At 63.3% G+C, this 18,698-nt stretch carries 19 protein-coding genes; 8 read left to right on the forward strand and 11 right to left on the reverse strand.

All coding sequences use genetic code 11. From position 1 onward, the window contains the following. Positions 1-108: 108 nt before the first annotated feature. Positions 109-1,986, forward strand: coding sequence for a hybrid sensor histidine kinase/response regulator (locus ACSQ27_RS05215; RefSeq protein WP_436154400.1), 1,878 nt, complete (start codon positions 109-111; stop codon positions 1,984-1,986). 27 nt (positions 1,987-2,013) lie between these two features. On the opposite strand, the gene ACSQ27_RS05220 is transcribed toward ACSQ27_RS05215, so the two are convergent. Beyond that, the gene (locus tag ACSQ27_RS05220) at positions 2,014-2,253 is read right to left on the reverse strand and encodes a hypothetical protein (protein ID WP_436154401.1); all 240 of its coding nucleotides are present in this window, start codon (positions 2,251-2,253) and stop codon (positions 2,014-2,016) included. A 424-nt stretch (positions 2,254-2,677) separates the two neighbouring features. Here ACSQ27_RS05220 and ACSQ27_RS05225 point away from each other — a divergent pair, with 424 nt between their 5' ends. The 4 genes from ACSQ27_RS05225 to ACSQ27_RS05240 all read left to right on the forward strand — a co-directional run bounded on the left by ACSQ27_RS05225 (position 2,678) and on the right by ACSQ27_RS05240 (position 4,378). After that, positions 2,678-2,986 carry a hypothetical protein gene (locus ACSQ27_RS05225; RefSeq protein WP_436154402.1) on the forward strand — a complete coding sequence of 103 codons (309 nt, stop codon included), beginning with the start codon at positions 2,678-2,680 and terminating at the stop codon, positions 2,984-2,986. A gap of 243 nt (positions 2,987-3,229) precedes the next feature. Then, a complete protein-coding gene (locus tag ACSQ27_RS05230) occupies positions 3,230-3,601 on the forward strand; it encodes a hypothetical protein (RefSeq protein WP_436154403.1) in 372 nt (123 codons plus the stop codon). After that, the gene (locus tag ACSQ27_RS05235; RefSeq protein WP_436154404.1) at positions 3,598-3,972 is read left to right on the forward strand and encodes a hypothetical protein; all 375 of its coding nucleotides are present in this window, start codon (positions 3,598-3,600) and stop codon (positions 3,970-3,972) included. The genes ACSQ27_RS05230 and ACSQ27_RS05235 overlap by 4 nt, the downstream gene beginning before the upstream one ends. Before the next feature lie 85 nt (positions 3,973-4,057). Beyond that, on the forward strand, positions 4,058-4,378 hold the full coding sequence (locus ACSQ27_RS05240; protein ID WP_436154405.1) for a hypothetical protein: 321 nt from the start codon (positions 4,058-4,060) through the stop codon (positions 4,376-4,378). Between the two features lie 450 nt (positions 4,379-4,828). Here the strand turns inward: ACSQ27_RS05240 and fabG are convergent, their stop codons facing one another. From fabG to ACSQ27_RS05255, 3 genes are read right to left on the reverse strand one after another with little or no spacing between them, the layout of a single operon-like run. Continuing rightward, on the reverse strand, positions 4,829-5,572 hold the full coding sequence (gene fabG, locus ACSQ27_RS05245) for a 3-oxoacyl-ACP reductase FabG (protein WP_436154406.1): 744 nt from the start codon (positions 5,570-5,572) through the stop codon (positions 4,829-4,831). Positions 5,573-5,618: 46 nt separating this feature from the next. Then, complete coding sequence (locus ACSQ27_RS05250) at positions 5,619-7,766, reverse strand: 3-hydroxyacyl-CoA dehydrogenase NAD-binding domain-containing protein (RefSeq protein ID WP_436154407.1); 2,148 nt, start codon at positions 7,764-7,766, stop codon at positions 5,619-5,621. 5 nt (positions 7,767-7,771) lie between these two features. Further along, on the reverse strand, positions 7,772-8,980 hold the full coding sequence (locus tag ACSQ27_RS05255; RefSeq protein ID WP_436155403.1) for an acetyl-CoA C-acetyltransferase: 1,209 nt from the start codon (positions 8,978-8,980) through the stop codon (positions 7,772-7,774). 133 nt (positions 8,981-9,113) lie between these two features. Between ACSQ27_RS05255 and ACSQ27_RS05260 the strand changes: the two genes are divergently transcribed. Continuing rightward, on the forward strand, positions 9,114-10,277 hold the full coding sequence (locus ACSQ27_RS05260; protein ID WP_436154408.1) for an acyl-CoA dehydrogenase family protein: 1,164 nt from the start codon (positions 9,114-9,116) through the stop codon (positions 10,275-10,277). A gap of 63 nt (positions 10,278-10,340) precedes the next feature. Here ACSQ27_RS05260 and ACSQ27_RS05265 read toward each other — a convergent pair whose 3' ends face one another. Both ACSQ27_RS05265 and ACSQ27_RS05270 read right to left on the reverse strand, forming a co-directional pair. Next, positions 10,341-11,384 carry an OmpA family protein gene (locus tag ACSQ27_RS05265; RefSeq protein WP_436154409.1) on the reverse strand — a complete coding sequence of 348 codons (1,044 nt, stop codon included), beginning with the start codon at positions 11,382-11,384 and terminating at the stop codon, positions 10,341-10,343. A 203-nt stretch (positions 11,385-11,587) separates the two neighbouring features. After that, complete coding sequence (locus ACSQ27_RS05270; RefSeq protein ID WP_436154410.1) at positions 11,588-11,992, reverse strand: GFA family protein; 405 nt, start codon at positions 11,990-11,992, stop codon at positions 11,588-11,590. A gap of 61 nt (positions 11,993-12,053) precedes the next feature. Here ACSQ27_RS05270 and ACSQ27_RS05275 point away from each other — a divergent pair, with 61 nt between their 5' ends. After that, a complete protein-coding gene (locus ACSQ27_RS05275) occupies positions 12,054-12,581 on the forward strand; it encodes a MarR family winged helix-turn-helix transcriptional regulator (protein WP_436154411.1) in 528 nt (175 codons plus the stop codon). A 14-nt stretch (positions 12,582-12,595) separates the two neighbouring features. Here the strand turns inward: ACSQ27_RS05275 and ACSQ27_RS05280 are convergent, their stop codons facing one another. From ACSQ27_RS05280 to xylF, 5 genes are all read right to left on the reverse strand, one after another. After that, on the reverse strand, positions 12,596-12,766 hold the full coding sequence (locus ACSQ27_RS05280; RefSeq protein ID WP_436154412.1) for a hypothetical protein: 171 nt from the start codon (positions 12,764-12,766) through the stop codon (positions 12,596-12,598). A gap of 91 nt (positions 12,767-12,857) precedes the next feature. Further along, a complete protein-coding gene (locus tag ACSQ27_RS05285; protein ID WP_436154413.1) occupies positions 12,858-14,054 on the reverse strand; it encodes an ROK family protein in 1,197 nt (398 codons plus the stop codon). Between the two features lie 15 nt (positions 14,055-14,069). Beyond that, positions 14,070-14,849: an ATP-binding cassette domain-containing protein gene (locus tag ACSQ27_RS05290; RefSeq protein WP_436154414.1), complete on the reverse strand. Its 780-nt coding sequence runs from the start codon at positions 14,847-14,849 to the stop codon at positions 14,070-14,072. Between the two features lies 1 nt (position 14,850). Further along, on the reverse strand, positions 14,851-15,981 hold the full coding sequence (locus ACSQ27_RS05295) for a sugar ABC transporter permease (protein ID WP_436155404.1): 1,131 nt from the start codon (positions 15,979-15,981) through the stop codon (positions 14,851-14,853). 159 nt (positions 15,982-16,140) lie between these two features. After that, positions 16,141-17,157 (reverse strand): D-xylose ABC transporter substrate-binding protein, encoded by a 1,017-nt coding sequence (xylF, locus tag ACSQ27_RS05300; protein ID WP_436154415.1) that lies wholly within the window; start codon positions 17,155-17,157, stop codon positions 16,141-16,143. Between the two features lie 548 nt (positions 17,158-17,705). On the opposite strand from xylF, the gene ACSQ27_RS05305 reads away from it, so the two are divergent. Then, positions 17,706-18,698, forward strand: coding sequence for a tripartite tricarboxylate transporter substrate binding protein (locus ACSQ27_RS05305; RefSeq protein ID WP_436154416.1), 993 nt, complete (start codon positions 17,706-17,708; stop codon positions 18,696-18,698).

The raw sequence follows: 18,698 nt of genomic DNA on the forward strand, positions 1-18,698 counted from the left end.
GCCCGGGTTTTTTTTTGCCCGGCCTCTTGGGATGCCGTATGGATACGCCGAGCTTTATGTTCATGCCGTGAACCTGCGCGGGTTGCCAAAAGCAGGAGATTGACCGCTATGACCCTCACTACCGTTCTCCCCGTGGATTCCGTCAGCATTGAGCGCTTCCGCCTGCTGGTCGATTCCGTGGTTGATTACGGGATATTCATGCTGGATCCGGGCGGCCATGTGGTGTCATGGAATACCGGCGCGACCCGCATCAAGGGGTATGTCGCCGACGAGGTGATGGGGCGGCATTTCTCCATGTTTTACACGGACGAAGCCCGCGCTACCGGATGGCCCCAACAGGAACTCAAACTCGCCAAACAGAAGGGTCGCTTCGAGGATGAAGGCTGGAGGGTCCGCAAGGACGGCTCCAGGTTCTGGGCCAATGTGGTCATCACCTCCCTGACCGATCCGGACGGAAGCCATGCGGGCTTCGCCAAGGTGACCCGCGACCTCACCGAAAGGCGCAGGCATGAGCAGGCCCTGCGGGAAAGCGAGGAACGGCTGCGCCTGATGGTGGAGGGCGTGCAGGACTACGCCATCTACATGCTCGATCCCGAGGGCATCATCCAGAGTTGGAACACGGGCGCGCAGATCCTCAAAGGCTACAGCGCGGCCGAGGCCATAGGCCGCCATTTCAGCCTGTTTTACCGGCCCGAGGAACTGGCACTCGGCATGCCCGAGAACGAGTTGCGGATAGCGCTTGAAAAAGGCCGGGCGGAAGAAGAGGGCTGGCGGGTCCGCAAGGACGGCTCCAGGTTCTGGGCCAATGTCGTCATCACCGCCATCAGAGACGCCGAAGGGCAGTTGCGCGGCTTCGCCAAAATCACCCGCGACATGTCCGAGCGCCGGCGGCTCGAGGAACTGGAGCGCTCCAGCCGGCGCATGAATGAATTCCTGGCCATGCTCGCGCATGAGCTGCGCAACCCGCTGGCACCCATCCGCAACGCGGTCACCGTTCTACAGCTTGAGCCCTCGCCGAGCCCGGTCGTCAAGAACAGCCGCGAGATGATAGACCGCCAACTGACCCACATGACGCGGCTGGTGGACGACCTGCTGGACGTCGGGCGCCTGAGCACGGGCAAGATACGGCTCAAGAAGGAGACCCTCCTCTACAACCAGGTCCTGAGCCGGTCCGCAGAGGCCATGCGTCCCATCATGGACGCCAGGCACCACACTTTTGCCGCGGAGCTGCCGCAGGACGAGGTCTACGTGGACGCCGACGGCATCCGATTGACCCAGGTGATCCAGAACCTTTTGACCAACGCGGCCAAGTACACCCCGGCGGGAGGGCGCATCACGCTGCGCTGCTGGGTGGAAGGCGCCCAGGTGTGGACCGAGGTGTCCGACAACGGGCTGGGCCTCACGCAGAGCGCGATCGAGCAGATTTTCGAATTGTTTTCCCAGGGCGACATGCAGTCCGCCGCCAAGGAAAGCGGCCTGGGCATAGGCTTGACGCTGGCAAAGTCCCTGGTGGAAATGCACGGCGGCGTGCTCAGCGCCGAGAGCGAAGGCCCCGACAAGGGGAGCCGGTTCAGGTTTTCCATTCCGGGGAAAATCGTGGACAAGGCGATGGCGGCCGACGCGCCGGTGAAGAAATTCCTGGTCGTTGACGACAACCGCGACGCGGCCGACAGCCTCGCGGAGATTCTCCGGCTGCTGGGGCATTCGGCGAAGGTCGCCTACAACGGGGTGGATGCGCTGGAGATCGCCAGAACCTACGAGGCGTCCGCCGCCCTGGTCGACATCGGCATGCCCGGCATGAACGGGTTTGAAGTCGCCGGGCATTTGCGCGGCTTGCCGCACGGCTCCGGCATGCTGATTGCGGCCGTCACCGGCTATGGCAATGAGGAAGAAAAAAGCCGGACGCAGAGCGCCGGCTTCGACTGCCACCTGGTGAAACCGGTTGACTTCCAGTCCCTGGAAGACCTGATCCAGCGCCTCGGCTGAAGCCGGGAGCTCCTCGCTTAGCCAGGCTCAGTGGCGCGGAGTTGCGTCCGCCAGCAGCCTGCGCATGGCCAGGCTGTAGGCGACGTCTTCTTTCCATTGCTCGAATTCCGCCTTTGCAGGCGCGGGGCCGCTGCCTTGCTGGTACGCGGCCATCCTGGCGACCAGGCTGTTGTAGCGGTGCTCACGCGCGGCGCTGTCGGCATGCCCGGCATTCTCGAGGGGGATGGATTCGGGAAGGGGCGAACGGGTGGTCAGAACGGCGGGCATGTGTTTCCTTGACGATTACCGGATACTGACAGGTCGGGCACCGGCGCGCCATGTCATTTTGCACACCTTCGCTGGGTAGTTTCCCGAGGGGGATACGCCGGGATGAGGAATGCGGAATATGTCACGGGCGCAGGGCCTTGGCCGGTATATCCCCCAAATAGGGGAGGGCCCGGATGGTACTCGCTCAAGCCCGGCGCATTCATCGTTTTCGGGTTGCCCGGCCTTGCACGCGCCCTTTCCGACGGCAGCTCCCAGGTCGTTTGGGATTAATCCGTCAATAGCCTTAGCCGGTTTTTGGACGAAAAAGCAGGAACTAATTTCGGTGAAAAGTTCCGTTTCCTCATGATCTTGTTGCCGAGCCCCTGCTGTGCAGCATCATCTGGCATCGCGGATTTGTCGCGTTGCCGGACTCACATCACCTCCCATGGGTACTTTTACCTCCCAGCCGGAACTTCCTGAAAAAGTAGCCACCGCTTTTGTCGAGGCAACGGCTGCGCTATGGTCCTTCCCGCAAGTTGAGCTCTATGAGAAAGAGGCCCTGGTGATGGTGACGGTTGAAACCCAGTCGCCGGACAGCCAAGGCATTGATCCGGCGCTCAAACAATCCGTCGCAAAGGCGCTCAACCAGCTGATACCCGCTGATTCCGAGCACCGGTTCGGGTTATGGATGGTGGTGTTCTGTTGCGAGGGCCATGTGTACGAGACGATTCACCCGAGTGAATTTAATGACTGAACGCAGGAAGGGCTGAGGAGGCCATTCGCAGGCTGCACGCCTAGAATCGGCTGCATGATGGATAGCTCACAGAACTTGCAGGGGCGCAGGCCGCCCAGCCTCAAGGTTGTCACGGCATGTTTTTTGGGGATCGGGCCCTTGCTGTGGATGCCATGCTTCATGGCGCTCCTGGAGCTTTCTTCAGGCGCAATTTCCTGGGGGTGGCCGAGCGCTGACCAATTGCTCCCTAGCCTTGGGAACGCGATGTTTCTGGCTTTCTGGTGGTGGGTGATGGCGTTGGCGGGCGGCGTGTGGCTCGCCACCATCGGGTCGACCTTGCTGGCGGCCGTGGCTACCTGGAAAATACTCCATCTCATCGGCCGTGACTACCCGCGTTTCTTTCGCTTGCGGGTAGCGCGTCTTTCAATCTGCTTCGCTTTGGCGAGTTCAATGTCGGCGCTGGCTTTTTTTCTGTGCACCGCAGGGACACCCAAGCTTCACGGACTTCTCCTGATTTTCTCGGTCGCCCTGGTTGGCGGGGTGCTTGGCTTGTTGCTTGGCCTGTGCTTTCGCAAGGTGAGTTCTGATGGCCGGGCCTCGTCGCTTGACGGGCCCAAGAATGGAAAGTTGTCATGACCGGACTTGCACGAAGCCAGCTTATTGCAGTAGCCGTGGCCATCAGCGCGTGCGCGACCGCGCAGGCAACCAGTTCCGTTTCGTTCGAAGCGGAGGGCTATCTTCTGGATATCGTCGTGGGTGGCGACAAGCAGCCGTCCATTGCCGGCCTCAGCATTGCCATGCCCGGGAGTGCCCGCAGCGTGATGATTCCTGTGCGCCACCTCAAGGTCGAGGCCTTTGACACCACGCAAAAAGTGTTGCTGCTCCGATTCATCAATCCTGGAGATTCGCAGCTGCCAGGGGATTTCTTCCTCAGCGTCAGAAACGACGCCGGGATATTGCAGATTCAGGGGAAGTCGCTTGCTGGTCGGTTCTCTTGGGGAATGTAGTCGGCCATGGTCTACACAACTGTGCCGAAGCTTTTTATGCGGGCCTGGCTGCGGCCGCTCGTTCAACTCAAATGTCGGATCCGGAATGAAACTCGTCTCAAACGGCTCTTTTGACTCGCATCAGCAAGCGCTGACAGAGGCGATACTTCACGCCATCAAAACGGAGATCGAAGCAGTGGACGCTCCGGCCGAAATAGTGGAGCAACTGACAGGGCGGATCGCTTTCGCCGTCACGTCGCTGCTGGACGGTGTGGCTCCGGTCGAACTTGGTGGCGGAACCGCTTCCCCGATGTTGACCTTCCTGGTTGAGGACGGGGCCCTGGAGTTTGGCGGCGGCAACAGCTGGATGCATGAGTATGTGTACAGGCTGTTGCCCAAAACGATGAGCGAAAGAGATAACCCATAGGCGCGACGCTTGAGGGTCTACACGTAGATGACAAAAATCCAATTGCTTTGCCCATCATGCGCAACGCCGGTTCTTGCGCGGGAACAGAGACAGATGAATGGCATTTGGAGTGGGCTCCGGCCGGTTCCCTGTTCGGGATGTGGCTGCCTGCTGCAATATCGCTCCTCGCTTCACAGGCGTCTCCGCATCGGCAGGAGCCTATTTCTGATGGGTATCCTGCTGCTCGCGATATGGCCTGTGCTCGAAGTTTCAGGCGTACTTCCCACCGCTATCACTGCAGGCGTAGCCTGCATGGGCGTTGGTGTTTTGCTGGCGGGAAGCCTGGCAACGGCTACCCGTCCAGATTCGGTTCGCGTGGAAGTGGCCGGCGACGTCTAGCAATTCAGAAGCACCGAAGCCGCTCAGCGGCTCGGATGAACGAGTAGAGCGCTCGTTCTCCTGTTTCCAGCGCTAAACCGACATCCCCCCGGACACCTCAATCACCGCCCCATTGACATAACTCGCCTCGTCGCTCGCGAGGAAGGCGTAGACATTGGCGATCTCCTCGGGCCGCCCCAGGCGCTTGAGCGGGACATGGGCTTCCATTTCCTTCAAGACTTTCTCGGGAATCGTGTCCAGGATGTGCGTGGCGACAAAACCCGGCGCGACGGCATTGACGCGTACGCCCTTGGGGCCCAGTTCGCGGCTCCAGGTTTTGGTGAAACCTATGACGCCGAATTTGCTGGCGGCGTAGTTGGTCTGGCCGAAGTTGCCGTAGATGCCGACCACCGAACTTGCGTTGAGGATCACGCCGCTGCCCTGGGCCACCATGATGTCGGCGACGGCTTGCGCGCAGTGGAAGACGCCGCGCAGGTTCACGTCGATCACCTTGTCGAATTGTTCCAGCGTCATTTTCTGCAGGCGGGCGTCCTGGGTGATGCCGGCGTTGTTGACCAGCACGTCGATGCGGCCGAACTGGTCTTTGACCTTGCCGACCACGGCGTCGACCATGGCGCGCTGGGTCACGTCCATCACGTAACCGACAGCCTGGGCGCCCAGGGCCTGGCATTGTTTGACGGCGTCGTCGACGCTGGCCTGCTTGACGTCGCAGACGATGACGGTGGCGCCTTCTTTTGCGAACTTGAGGGCAGTGGCCAGGCCTATGCCCTGGGCGGCGCCGGTGATGAGGCTGATCTTGTTGTGGAGTCTTGGCATGAAGTGAGGAAGGGGTGAGGTGAGTGAAAAAGGGAAATGAAGCCGCTCAGTACACCGGCTGGTGTTTGCGGATCGCGTCCTTGACTGTATCGCCCAGCGCAAAGCCCGAGCCGAATTTGGCAGCCAGTTCATCGCAGCGCCGGGCAAAAGCCTCAAGCCCCATGCCGTAGATGAACTGCATGGCGCCGCCGGTCCAGGCCGGGAAGCCTATGCCGAAGATGGAGCCTATGTTGGCGTCGTGCACCGTGGTGAGCACGCCTTCGCCGAGGCAGCGCGCGGTCTCCACGGCCTGGCGGTAGAGCAGGCGGTCCTTGAGTTCCTCGATGTCCCAGGCGGCGCCGGGTTTCTCGAACAAGGGCTTGAGTTCGGGCCACAGCTGTTTCTTCGCGCCGGGCTCGGCCGGGTAGTCGTAGAAACCACCGCCGGCAGCGCGGCCGGGGCGATGCAATTCCTTGACCATGCGCTCGACCAGCAGCTCGCCTTGTGTGGCGGTGTAGCTTTTGCCCTCGGCGCTGAAGTCGGTGCGGGTCTGGTCCAGCACGTGCACGCTCAGCGAGAGCGCGGTTTCGTCAAGCACGGCCAGCGGGCCCACCGGCATGCCGGCCTGGATGCCGGCGTTTTCGATGGCGGCGGCCGGAATGCCTTCGCCCAGCATGGCCGCGCCTTCCATCACAAAGGTGCCGAAGGTACGGCTGGTGTAAAAACCGCGCGAGTCGTTGACGACGATGGGGATCTTGCCCAGGGCCTGCACATAGTCAAAGGCGCGGGCCACGGTTTCGTCGTCTGTCTGCTTGCCGCGGATGATCTCGACCAGCTTCATCTTGTCGACCGGGCTGAAGAAGTGAATACCGATGAACTTCTCAGGCTTGTCGCTGGCCGTGGCCAGGCTTGAGATGGGCAGGGTCGATGTGTTGGAGGCGAAGAAACCGCCGGGCGCGAGCAGCGGCTCGGCCTCCTGCGTGACCTTGGCCTTGAGGTCGCGGCGCTCGAACACGGCTTCGATGATGAGCTCGCAGCCGGCCAGGTCGGCGGCCTGGCCGGTCGCGCTGATGCGCGCGAGCAGGGCGCTTTGTTCGGCCGCCGTCATGCGGCCTTTCTCGACGCGCGGCCCGGTGATTTTGCTGCTGTAGGCCTTGCCGGCCTCGGCCTTGTCCTGGCTCACGTCCTTGAGCACGGTTGTGATGCCCCGGCTGGCCTGTGCGTAGGCGATGCCGGCGCCCATCATGCCGGCGCCCAGGATGCCGACCTTGTTGGGCCTGAACTTCGGCACGCGTGCCGGGCGCGACTGCCCGCTCTTGATGGCGTTCAGGTTGAAGAAGAAGGTGTTGATCATGGCCTTGGCATTCGTGCCGGTCATGAGCCTGGCGAGGTAGCGGCTCTCGATGCGCAAGGCGGTCTCCAGGTCCACCTGCGTGCCTTCGACCATGCAGGCCAGGATGGCTTCGGGCGCGGGGTAGAGGCCGCGCGTCTGCTTTTTGAGCATGGCGGGTGCGACGCTGAGGGCCGCGGCGATCTTGGGGTTGGCCGGTGTGCCGCCGGGGATTTTGTAGTCCTTGGCTTCCCAGGGGTGTTGGGCTTTCGGGTTGGCGGCCAGCCAGGCCAGGGCCTTGGCGCGCAGCTCGCCGGCGTCGGCCACGAGTTCATGCACCAGGCCCAGCTCCAGCGCCTGGCGCGGGGTAAAGGTCTTGCCTTCGACCAGGTAAGGCTGTGCGCCCATCAGGCCCAGGTGGCGCGTCATCTTGGTCACGCCGCTGGCGCCTGGCAGCAGGCCCAGCGTCACCTCGGGCAGGCCGAACTGGGTTTTGGGGTCGTCCACGGCCACGCGGTAGTGGCCGACCAGCGCGACCTCCCAGCCGCCGCCCAGTGCCGTGCCGTTGAGGCAACTGGCGACGGGAATGCCCAGGGTCTCGAGTGTGCGGAAGTTTTTCTTGACGCGCTCGACTTCGGCGTAGGCCTTGGGCGCGTCGGCGGGTGTGAGGCGCATGACGGCCTTCAGGTCTGCGCCGGCGAAGAAGGTGGATTTGGCGGAGGCGAGGATCAGGCCCTTGAGCCCGGCTTTGTCTTTCACCACCTGGGCGGTGACTTCGCTGAGGTCATCCTGCCATTGCAGGCACATGGTGTTGACGGGGGAGTCGGGCTCGTCGAAGGTGATGGTGGCAATGCCGTTGTCGACGTGGTACTGGATGGTCTTCATGGCGTTCAGATTCTTTCTACGATGGTCGCAATGCCCATGCCGCCGCCCACGCACAAGGTGGCCAGGCCGTAGCGCAGCTTGCGCCTGTGCAGCTCGTCGACCAGGGTACCCAGGATCATCGCGCCGGTGGCGCCCAGCGGGTGGCCCATGGCGATGGCGCCGCCGTTCACATTGACCTTGTCGTGCGGCACCTTCATTTCTTTCATGAAACGCATCACCACGGCGGCAAAGGCCTCGTTGACCTCGAACAGGTCGATCTGGTCCACCGTAAGGCCGGCCTTGGCCAGGGCCTTGCGCGTGGCGGGCATGGGGCCGGTCAGCATGATGGTGGGGTCGGCGCCGCTGAGCGCGGCGGCCACGATGCGGGCGCGCGGCTTCAGGCCGTGGGTTTTGCCGGCGGCTTCCGATCCGACCAGCACGGCGGCCGCACCGTCGACGATGCCGGACGAATTGCCGGCGTGGTGCACATGCTGGATGCGCTCGACCTGCGGGTAGCGCTGCAGGGCCACGGCATCAAAGCCCATGGCGCCCAGCTGGTCGAAGGCGGGCTTGAGCGAGGCCAGGCCTTCGAGGGTGGTCTGCGGTTTGATGAATTCGTCTTCGCCGAGGATGGTCTGGCCCAGGAAGTCTTTGACCGGCACGACGGAGTTGGCGAAGTAGCCGGCGGCACGCGCCCTGGCGGCGCGCTGCTGGCTTTCGAGCGCGAAGGCGTCGACGTCGGCGCGGCTGAAGCCTTCGAGTGTGGCGATCAGGTCGGCGCCAATGCCTTGCGGCACGAACAGCGTGGCGCTGTTGGTTTCCGGGTCCTGCGCCCAGGCGCCGCCGTCGGCGCCGATCGGCACGCGGCTCATGCTTTCGACGCCGCCGGCCACCACCAGCTCTTCCCAGCCGGAGCGCACCTTCTGCGCGGCCAGGTTGACGGCCTCCAGGCCCGAGGCGCAAAAGCGGTTGATTTGCACACCCGAGGCGCGGAAGTCCCAGCCGGCCTTGAGTGCGGCCACCTTGGCGATCACCGCGCCCTGTTCGCCGACCGGCGAGACCACGCCCATGACCACGTCGTCGACGGCGGCGGTGTCAAAGCCGTTGCGCTGCTGCAGCTCGGCCAGCACGCCGGCCAGCAGGTTGACGGGCTTGACCTCGTGCAGGCTGCCGTCTTTTTTGCCCTTGCCGCGCGGTGTGCGGATGGCGTCGTAGATAAAGGCTTCGGTGCTCATGGCTTTCCTCGGGAAGGCAGGGATGATGGGGATGCGGGAGGGGAGGCTCATGAAGTATATTCATTTCACAAAGCGGACGCTTTGTATAAATACTTCCGTAGCCTTGCCCCTAGCCATACCCCCAGGTGACATCATGATCGAACGCAGCCTCTTCAGCACCGACCACGAAGCCTTTCGCGACGCCTTTCGCCGCTTCATGGACAAGGAAATCGCGCCCTTCCATGAGCAATGGGAGGAGCAGGGCTATGTGGACCGCAAGGTCTGGAACAAGGCCGGCGAGAACGGTTTTTTGTGCATGACCATGCCTGAGGAATACGGCGGCTCGGGCGCGGACAAGCTGTATTCGGTGATCCAGATGGAGGAACTGGCCCGCGGCGGCTTCTCGGGCATTGGCTACAGTTTGCACAGCGAGATCGTCTCGCCCTACATCCTGCACTACGGCACCGAGGCACAGAAGCAGAAGTACCTGCCGAAGCTGGCCAGCGGCGAGATGGTGGGCGCGATCGCCATGAGCGAGCCCGCGGCCGGCTCGGACCTGCAGGGCGTGAAGACCACCGCGCTCAAGCAAGCCGACGGCAGCTATTTGCTCAACGGCAGCAAGACCTTCATCACCAACGGCTGGCATGCCGACCTCGTCATCGCGGTGGCCAAGACCAACCCGGCGGCCGGCGCCAAGGGCACCAGCCTGATGCTGGTGGAGCGCGGCATGCCGGGCTTTGAAACCGGCAAGCGGCTCAAAAAGCTCGGCCTGAAGGCGCAGGACACCTCGGAGCTGTTCTTCACCGACGTGAAAGTGCCGGCGGAAAACCTGCTGGGCGGCGAGGCGCACGAGAACCGCGGTTTTATCTGCCTGATGGAGCAACTGCCCTGGGAGCGCCTGCAGATCGCCATCACGGCGGTGGCCTCGGCGCAGTCGGCGATCGACTGGACGCTGGCCTATGTGAAGGAGCGAAAGGTTTTCGGCCAGCCGGTGGCGAGCTACCAGAACACGCGCTACACGCTGGCCGAACTGCAGACCGAGGTGCAGGTGGCGCGTGTGTTTGTCGACAAATGCGTGGAACTCGTGGCGCAGGACAAACTGGACACCGCGACCGCCAGCATGGCCAAGTACTGGACCACGGACTTGCAGTGCAAGGTGATGGACGAATGCGTGCAGCTCTTCGGCGGCTACGGTTATATGTGGGAATACCCGATCACGCGCGCCTATGCCGATGCGCGCGTGCAGCGTATTTACGGCGGCACCAACGAAATCATGAAAGAGGTGATTTCGCGGGCCATGGGGCTGGGCGCGAAATAAGCGTTCGCGGCAAAAGCAAAAGCCGGCGTCTGCCGGCTTTTGCGAAGGGTGGCGCGCGAGCCGTTAGTTGACGCGGCGCTCGATGACGATTTCCTCGACTTCCACGCGGCGGTTGGGCGCCAGGCAGGCAATCAGGTCGGAGAGCTTGCGGTTGTTGCAGGTCACCACCGGGTTGCTTTCGCCTTTGCCGACGGCGGTCAGGCGGCCGGCGTTGACCCCTTTGCTGCTCAGGTAGTTCTTCACCGCATCCGCGCGGCGCTGCGACAGCTTGAGGTTGTAGGCTTCCGATCCGATGCGGTCGGTGTAGCCGGTCACGGTGATGTTGCCGTTGAAGTTGCCGCCCATCAGGGTTTGCGCGATCTGGTCGAGCTTGGGTTGCGAGCCCGCCAGTTCGGCGCTGTCAAAGGCGAACAGCTCGGTAGCCGACAGCGTGACCCGTTCGAAGCGCGCCGGTGCAGGGGGAGGGGGAGGCGGCGGCGCTGTGACCGTCGGTTCGGGTGCGGGCGGCGGGGTGTATTGCGCCTGCACCGGGCGCACCGGTTTTTCGAAGTAATAGCTCAGGCCGACGTTCACGGTGTTGGTGTTGGCGTGGTCGAAGCCGAAGGTGTTGCCGCGAAGGTAGGTACGGGTCCGCCTCAGGTCCGCCTGCATGAACCACTGGTCGGACAGGCCCAGCTGGAAACCCAGGCCCAGGTTCAGGTAGGGCGAGGTCTTGCTGGCGGTAGGCAGTTTGTCGCGCTCGGCGCCGATACCGGCCAGCAGGAAGGGTCGGAAATTGCTGCTGCGGTTGAAGATGTACAACCCGTCGACGCCCAGCGTGTCCTGTTCGAAGCGCCGGCCGTTGTTGTTCGCGCGGGCGATGCTGCCGCCGATCTGCAGGTCCCAGGAAGGAGACACGGCCTTGCCGAAGCGCAACCCCAGGCCGCTGAGGTTCTTGTTGCCGTTGAACCGGGAGTCCGGGTCCACTATGGTGAGCTGCGGCATGATGTACCAGGACGGGTTCGGAATGTCGTACATCGAGGTCGTGGTTTGCGCCATCAGGGCGCCGGGACTGAGGCAGGCCAGCAGGGTCGCTGCGGCAAGGGGCGCGAGATGGTTGAGCTTCATGGTTTCTCCGGAAAAGGGCGGTTTAGGTGTTGGTTCTTACGCCCGGCATTTGTTTGTCCGGGCGTGCTGCAACACTACGCTTGCAAATTCCGCCGTATGTGAGACGTGGCGACTAGATGTCATGAGACAGCGCCTACGTCGCATGGCCTAACCCCCACGGCGCACAGCCGGCCGACTGTGCAAGCGGGTTTTCTGCGCGGCTCTTACAGGTGGCGCGTTTCGGCGGGCTTGTTCCACCAGGCGTTGTTGCGACCGTCGGCGTAGTTGACCGGTGCGTTGATGAGTTCTTCCGGTTCGACGTTGTCCAGCGAAGCCAGCTTGATGGACACATAGTCGCCGCCTATCTGCTCAAGGTAACCGCGCTCGTAGGAACGCACGCCGCAGTGCCGGCAAAAGAGGTGATGGCCGCTTTTGGTGCCGAACTGGTAGTCGCTCAGCGCGTCTTCGCCGGCCAGCAAGCGGAAGGCGTCGGGCTTGATGAGGGCGTTCCAGTTCCGGGTCTTGGTGCAGATGGAGCAGTTGCACTTGCCGGTGCCCTTGCTGAGGTCGATGTCGGCTTCAAAACGGACGGCGCCGCAGTGGCAGCTTCCGGTGTAGGTTTTCAGCATGGCGGGTTCCTTTCAGGCGGGCGGATGGAAGGGCGGGTGCTTAATATGACAGAATGTTGTCATGTCTGGAAGTATAATAAAACGACAGCATGCTGTCAAATCAAGCATTGCCCAAGCGGAGGCCGAGCGCTCGCCAGCCGCCAATACCCTGAGCTGGCTGGTGGTGCAGGTGATGCAGCTCAATGGCCTGTTGATTGCGGCAGGTGATGCGCTGGCGGCGCCTGCCGGGCAAACCTCGTCGCGCTGGCAGGTTCTGGCGGCGGTGGAGGGCGCGCCCTTGTCGGTGGCGCAGATCGCGCGCGCCATGAACCTGACGCGGCAAAGCGTGCAGCGCGTGGCGGATTTGCTGGTGGAGGGTGGGCTCTGCGCCTACGAAGACAATCCGGCCCACGCCCGGGCCAAGCTGCTAAGGCTCACATCCAGAGGGAGCAAGGCCCTGCAAACCATACAGGCGGGGCAGAAGGTGTGGGCCAATGCCCTGGCCGCGGGGATGGACGAAACCCAGTTACGCACCGCGAGCGCGGTGCTGGCCCAGTTGCAACAGGTCTTGAGGGCGCAGGAGGCGCCACAGAAAACACCGAAAGAATAGCCGCGCGTTGCCGCTTACGACGGGTCTTTGCTGCGCGTGCGGCTTACGGCACTGAAGATGCCTATGCCCAGGAAGATCAACGCGCCTATGCCGATGTAGAGGTGCGGCACTCCGGCTTCCACGGCGCCCCAGACGACGCCGGCCAGGAAGATCACGAACCCGACCATGTAAAGCGCAAAAGACATTTTTCTTCTCCAGAAATGCAGTGCCTTCACTGTGCGCGCCGGGCGGATGGCGCCTTATCGGGGAAAGGCGCTGATGCGTGTCAGCGCGGGCCTACCGTGCGCAGGCGGGCTCGCCCGAGGTGCGCGGCATCTGGAGAAGGGCCGGGTCCCGCGCTGGCTGGCCATTGCCCGCAAGGCGGCCGGTCGGATGCATGGGGCGCAGGTACTGGTGCAGCACCATGGCGGCGGCACCCACCGCCGAGGCCAGCAAGCCATAACGCGCGACGCGCACCGTGGGTGCGGTGACACCGGCAGCGCTGGCGTAGTTTTGCAGCGTCTCCTGGGCAACCTTCACCATGTCGGGAAAATGGTGGCATGACGAGCCGCCCACCACCAGCACGCTGGGATCGAAGGTGGTCCACAGGTTTTGCAGCAGCACACCCAGGTAGTGCCCTGAGCGCTGGACATTTGCCAGCTGGCCCAGGGCGCCTGAACCGATGAAGGTCTCCGCGCACCCGCGCCGTCCGCAGGAACAGGCGGGGCCGTCGAGTTCCAGAACGCTGTGGCCGATTTCGCCGGCCATGCCCCGCATGCCGGTGAACAAGCGGTCGTTGAGCACGATGCCCGCGCCCACGCCGACATCACAGCTCACAAAAATCAACGAGTCCTTGCCGTCGTTTTCCGAGAACTCGTATTCGCTCAGCGCGGCGGTGTCGGCTTCGTTTTGCACGTGTACCGGTACCGGGGGCAGGCCGGCGTGAACCAGTGCCTGGGTGATCTGCGGCAAAAAATCCACGTTGCGCCAGCCAAGGTTGGGGGCAAAGCGGACTACGCCGGTGGCCTCGTCAAACGCGCCAGGCAGGCCGATGCCGATACCCGAGAGCTGCGCGCCGCGCGACACCAGCTGCTCCTGGGCCAGCACCGTGAGCTGGGCGATCCGGCTGCAGACGTCTTGTGGCCGGGTGCTGCGCAAAGGCTCCTGCGTTGACCACAGCACCTTCCCCAACAACGACACGCTGGCCACACGCAGGGCATCGACCGCCACTTCCACGCCGATCAGGCCGCGCGACCGGCAGTCGATCTGCAGGGGAGTGGAGGGGCGTCCGACGCCGTTGGCGGCGGCCATGCTGATTTCACTGAGCCAGCCTTCGTCGATGAGCTCGCGCACCAGCAGGCTGACGGTCGACTTGGTCAAGCCGCTGTGGTTGGCCAGCTGCGCGCGTGAGCGGCCCGGCTGGTTGCGCAGCAGGCGCATCAGCACGCTGCGATTGATGCGCTTGACGAGCTGCTGGTCACCTGTGGTTTTCATGGCCGATGGCATGGTTTAGTCGATGCGGTGGGGCGCCTGCGCGCGTCCCTCAGGCTGCTTGCCGGCGATGATCATGCCGAGAATCTGGTCTTCGTTCAGGTCGGCCGTGCGGTAGGTGCCGACCATGCGACCGTTTTTCATGACCGAGAGGCGGTCGCTGAGCGAAAAGACATCTTGCATGTCGTGCGTGATCAGGAAAATGCCTACGCCTTCGGCCTTGAGCTGGAGCACCAGCTTGGCCACCATGGCGGACTCCTCCGGGCCCAGGGCGGCGCAGGGCTCGTCCATGATCAGGATGCGGGCATTGAAATAGATGGCACGCGAGATCGCCACCACCTGGCGCTGCCCGCCCGACAGGCGCCGCACCGGGGTATGGATGTTGGTGAAGTTTTTATTCAGGCGGCCAAACACCTTGCGTGCCTGCGCCTCCATGAAGTAATCGTCCAGGGTATTCCACGCCGTCATTTTTTCGCGGCCCAGGAACAGGTTGGCCACGGCGTCCAGGTTGTCGGCCAGGGCCAGCGTCTGGTAGATGGTTTCGATGCCCTGCTGTTGCGCATCGGCCGGGCTCCGCAGATTCACTTTCTGGCCCATCACTCGGATCTCGCCCGAATCGATCGGAAAAGCACCGGCCAGCATTTTCATCAGCGTTGATTTGCCGGCGCCGTTGTGGCCCAGCACGGCGACGACTTCGCCGGCGTAAAGGTTCAGGTTCACGCCGTCCACGGCATGAACGCCGCCAAAGGCCTTGCGGATGTCCTTGAATTCGACCAGGGGTTCGGTGGTGGTTTGCATGTCAGCTTTCCTGCACCCACTTGCGATAAAGCACGTCGAAGACCACCGCCACAATCAGCACCTGCCCGATGATGATCATGCGTTTGCCGATGGAAACATCGAGCAGCAGCATGCCGCTGTCCAACGACTGCATGATGAGTGCACCCAGGACCGAGCCGATGATGGTGCCGCTGCCGCCGGCCAGCGCGGTGCCGCCGATCACGGCGGCCGCAATCACAAACAGCTCCATGCCGGTGCCCAGCGAATTGGTGCCAGCGTTCAGGCGGGCCACCGACACGATGGCGGCGATGGTGATGAGCACGCCGAGCAGGGCAAACAGCATGAGCGTCACCCGCTTGACCGGGATGCCGACCAGGACCGCGGCATCCGGGTTGCCGCCCATCGCGTAGACATAGCGGCCGAAACGGGTACGCTGGGAGATGAAGGACATCACCACCGCCACGGCCGCCCAGATCAGAACCGGGATCGGGATGCCCTGGGGCGCGTCCTTGTTGGGGACCAGGTAGCTGTTCATGGCCGCGGCAAATGCGGTCAGCAGGACCACGGGTGCGGCCACCAGCAATACATCCACCCATACGGGCTGGTTGGGCATCTCGTGGCGTGTGGAGGCGCGGCGCCGCAACAGCATGCGAAGAACCAGCACCAGGCTGACGCATGCGGTCAGCACCCAGGTGGCGGTCACCCCGATGCCGCCGTCATAGCCGCCGCCGAGCTGCAAGAATGTGTCGTCGCTGACGGGCTGGGTCTTGCCGTCGGCCACCAGAAAGGCCGCGCCGCGCAGGGACATCAAGCCCCCCAGCGTGACCACAAAGGACGGAACGCCCAGCATGGCGGTCAGCCATCCCTGGTACACCGACACCACCAGCGCCGCGGCCAGCCCGGCGAGCGACGCCGCCGGCCAGGACCAGCCCAGGGTGTATTGAAGATAGGCGATGAGGACGCCGACAAAACCGATCACCGAGCCGACCGACAGGTCGATATGCCGCGCCACGATGATCAGGACCATGACGGTGGACACGATGCCCACCACGGCGGTTTGCTGGGCGATGTTGTAGAGGTTTTCAGGCGACAGGAAAATACCGCCCGACAGGACCTGGAACACGCCCGCCAGGACAGCGAGCACGCCCCCCATGAAGACCAGCCGCCAGTCGACGGCAGCGTTGCGCAGGAATCGGGCAGGAAGTTGCATGGTTTTGAGGATGCAGTGCTCCCGGGCAACCCGCAGGCCGGTTGCCTTGCCTGCTTGCGCAGGACGGGGAGCAGGTGGTTGAAAGCTGTGTTGCCTGCCGGCTTACTTGCAGGCGGCAACGTTGCCGGTGACTCCCTTGCAGAGTTCCTCTTTTTTGATCCAGCCGGCCTTCACCACCACGTCAAGGTTGTCGCGGGTGACAGGCACGGGCTTGAGGAACTGGGCCTGCAGGGCCACCTTTTTCTCGCCACCGTTCCAGGAGGTCGCGCCTTCGACTTTTTTGCCGGCACCCAGATTGACGGCCGCACTGGCCGCCTGTTTACCGAGGTCGCGCGCATCTTTCCATACCGACACGGTCTGGGTGCCCAGGGCGACGCGGTTCAGGGCGGCAAAGTCACCGTCCTGGCCCGACACCGGCACACCCTTGAGGCCCTTGGAGCTCAGCGCCGCCACGACACCGCCGGCGGTGCCGTCATTGGAGGCGACCACGGCATCGACCTTGCCGCCGTTCTTGGTCAGGATCTGCTCCATGTTTTTCTGCGCGACTTCGGGTTTCCAGCCCTCGGTGTATTCCTCGCCCACGATCTTGATGTCGCCTTTCTTGACGGCGGCGTCAATGATCTCCTGCTGGCCCTCGCGCAGGAAATTGGCGTTCGGGTCGGTGGGGGAGCCCTTGATCATCACGTAGTTGCCCTTGGGCTTGGCCTGGAACACGGCACGCGCCTGCATGCGGCCGACTTCCTTGTTGTCGAAGGTGATGTAGAACACGCCGGGCGCCTCGATCAGGCGGTCGTAGGCGATGACGGGCACTTTTTGTTTGGTGGCCTTGTTCACGGCGGGCAGGATGGCGTCCTTGTCCATGGCCAGCACGATCAGGACCTTGGCGCCCTTGGCCATCAGCCCGTCAATGTCCGCCAGCTGTTTTTCGGGAGAGCCGGCAGCATCCGCGCTGATGTACTTGGCGCCCAGCTTTTCAAGCTGCGTCTTGATGGCTGTTTCGTCCGTTTTCCAGCGTTCCTCCTGGAAGTTGGACCAGCTGACGCCGACCGTCACCTGCGCAAATGCGCCGGCGGCGGCCAGGCTGAGTGCCATTGCAGTGAGAGATGCTTTTAATTTCATTTGTGTCTCCGATGGTTCTGCCCAGATCAGGCATGTGGTTTTTAAAACTCAACTGAATCCCGGTGATCGTTCCGCTGCAAACGCAGCACTTGGTAATTAGTTTGAACGACGCACTAATTATGTGGAGGCTGAAAAATTCCGCATCTAGGGAGAAACCCCCGGCATGCGGGGCTGCATGGGCGTTTTGGAAAGTTTCTGTAATGCCAAGGTGCTAAGCGGCCGGTGCTCTTGCGAAAAATCTGCGCTTGAGGCGACGGCAAGCGGGCTTGTCACGTGGGCCGGCACGGCCGTATCGGGGAGACGCGCTGATGCGCGTCAGCGGAGGCCTGCCGGGCACGTTTTTGCCCTGTTACCCGACAGAACCCAGCCGCCCAGGTGTGAGCATTTGTCAATCGTCATATGTTTACCATGGTTCACCCTAGTGCCCCGGCGTGGCAATTGTTCTAGAGTCAGCGGGCTTCGCAAGGCGGCTTGCCTGCCGCGTGAATGACTTCAGTGAGTGACTTCAAAAACACACGGGCCTTCCCGTGCCATCCAAGGAGACATCGATGCTTGCCCCTTCCCGCCGTTCCTTTGTTGCACGCGCCGCCGGCGCCGCGGCCTGCCTGGCACTGGCTGCCGCCGCACTTCCGGTTGCCGCGCAGGGCTACCCGAGCCGCCCGGTCACGCTGATCGTGCCCTGGGGTGCGGGCGGCGGCACGGATGCCACGGCCCGCATCGTGGGAAGCCTGCTCGAAAAAGAACTCGGCCAGCCGGTCACCGTGGTCAACCGCACCGGCGGCAACGGCGTGGTGGGCCATGCCGCGATTGCCTCGGCCCCGCCCGACGGCTACACCATCGGCATGGCCACGGTCGAGATCAGCATGATGCATTGGCAAGGCCTGACGGAGCTCTCCGGTGCGTCCTACACGCCGCTGGGCCTGGTCAATGCCGACCCGGCCGGCGTGCAGGTGCGGGCCGACGCGCCGTATAAAACCATCAACGACCTGCTGGCCGCCGTCAAGGCCAATCCCGGCAAGTTCAAGGCGTCCGGGACCGGGCAGGGCGGTATCTGGCACCTGGCCATCGCGGGCATGCTGCGCGACCAGAAAATCGACCCGGCCGCGGTGCCCTGGGTGCCCAGCAACGGCGCGGCCCCGGGCCTGCAGGACATGATCGCGGGCGGTGTCGAGATCGCGCCGGTGTCGCTGCCCGAAGCGCGCTCGCTGATCGATGCCGGCAAGGTGAAAAGCCTGGTGATCATGAACGACAAGCCCTCGGCGCTGTACCCGAACGTGCCCACGCTCAAGGCCGCGACCGGCAGCGACTGGACCATGGCCGCATGGCGCGGCATCGTCGCGCCCAAGGGCATACCGGCAGAGGCGCGCGACAAGATCAGCTCGGCCCTCAGGAAGATCGTGGCCAGCAAGGACTACACCGACTTCATGGCAAGCCGCGGCTTCGGCGTGATTTACGCGGGCCCCGACGATTTCGCCAAATTCATGGCCAAGTCGGACGCCGAACTCGGCGCGACGATGAAGGCCGTGGGCATCGCCAAGTAA

This window comes from Polaromonas sp. LjRoot131 (genome assembly GCF_964252805.1).
Classification (GTDB): Bacteria; Pseudomonadota; Gammaproteobacteria; order Burkholderiales; family Burkholderiaceae_C; genus Polaromonas.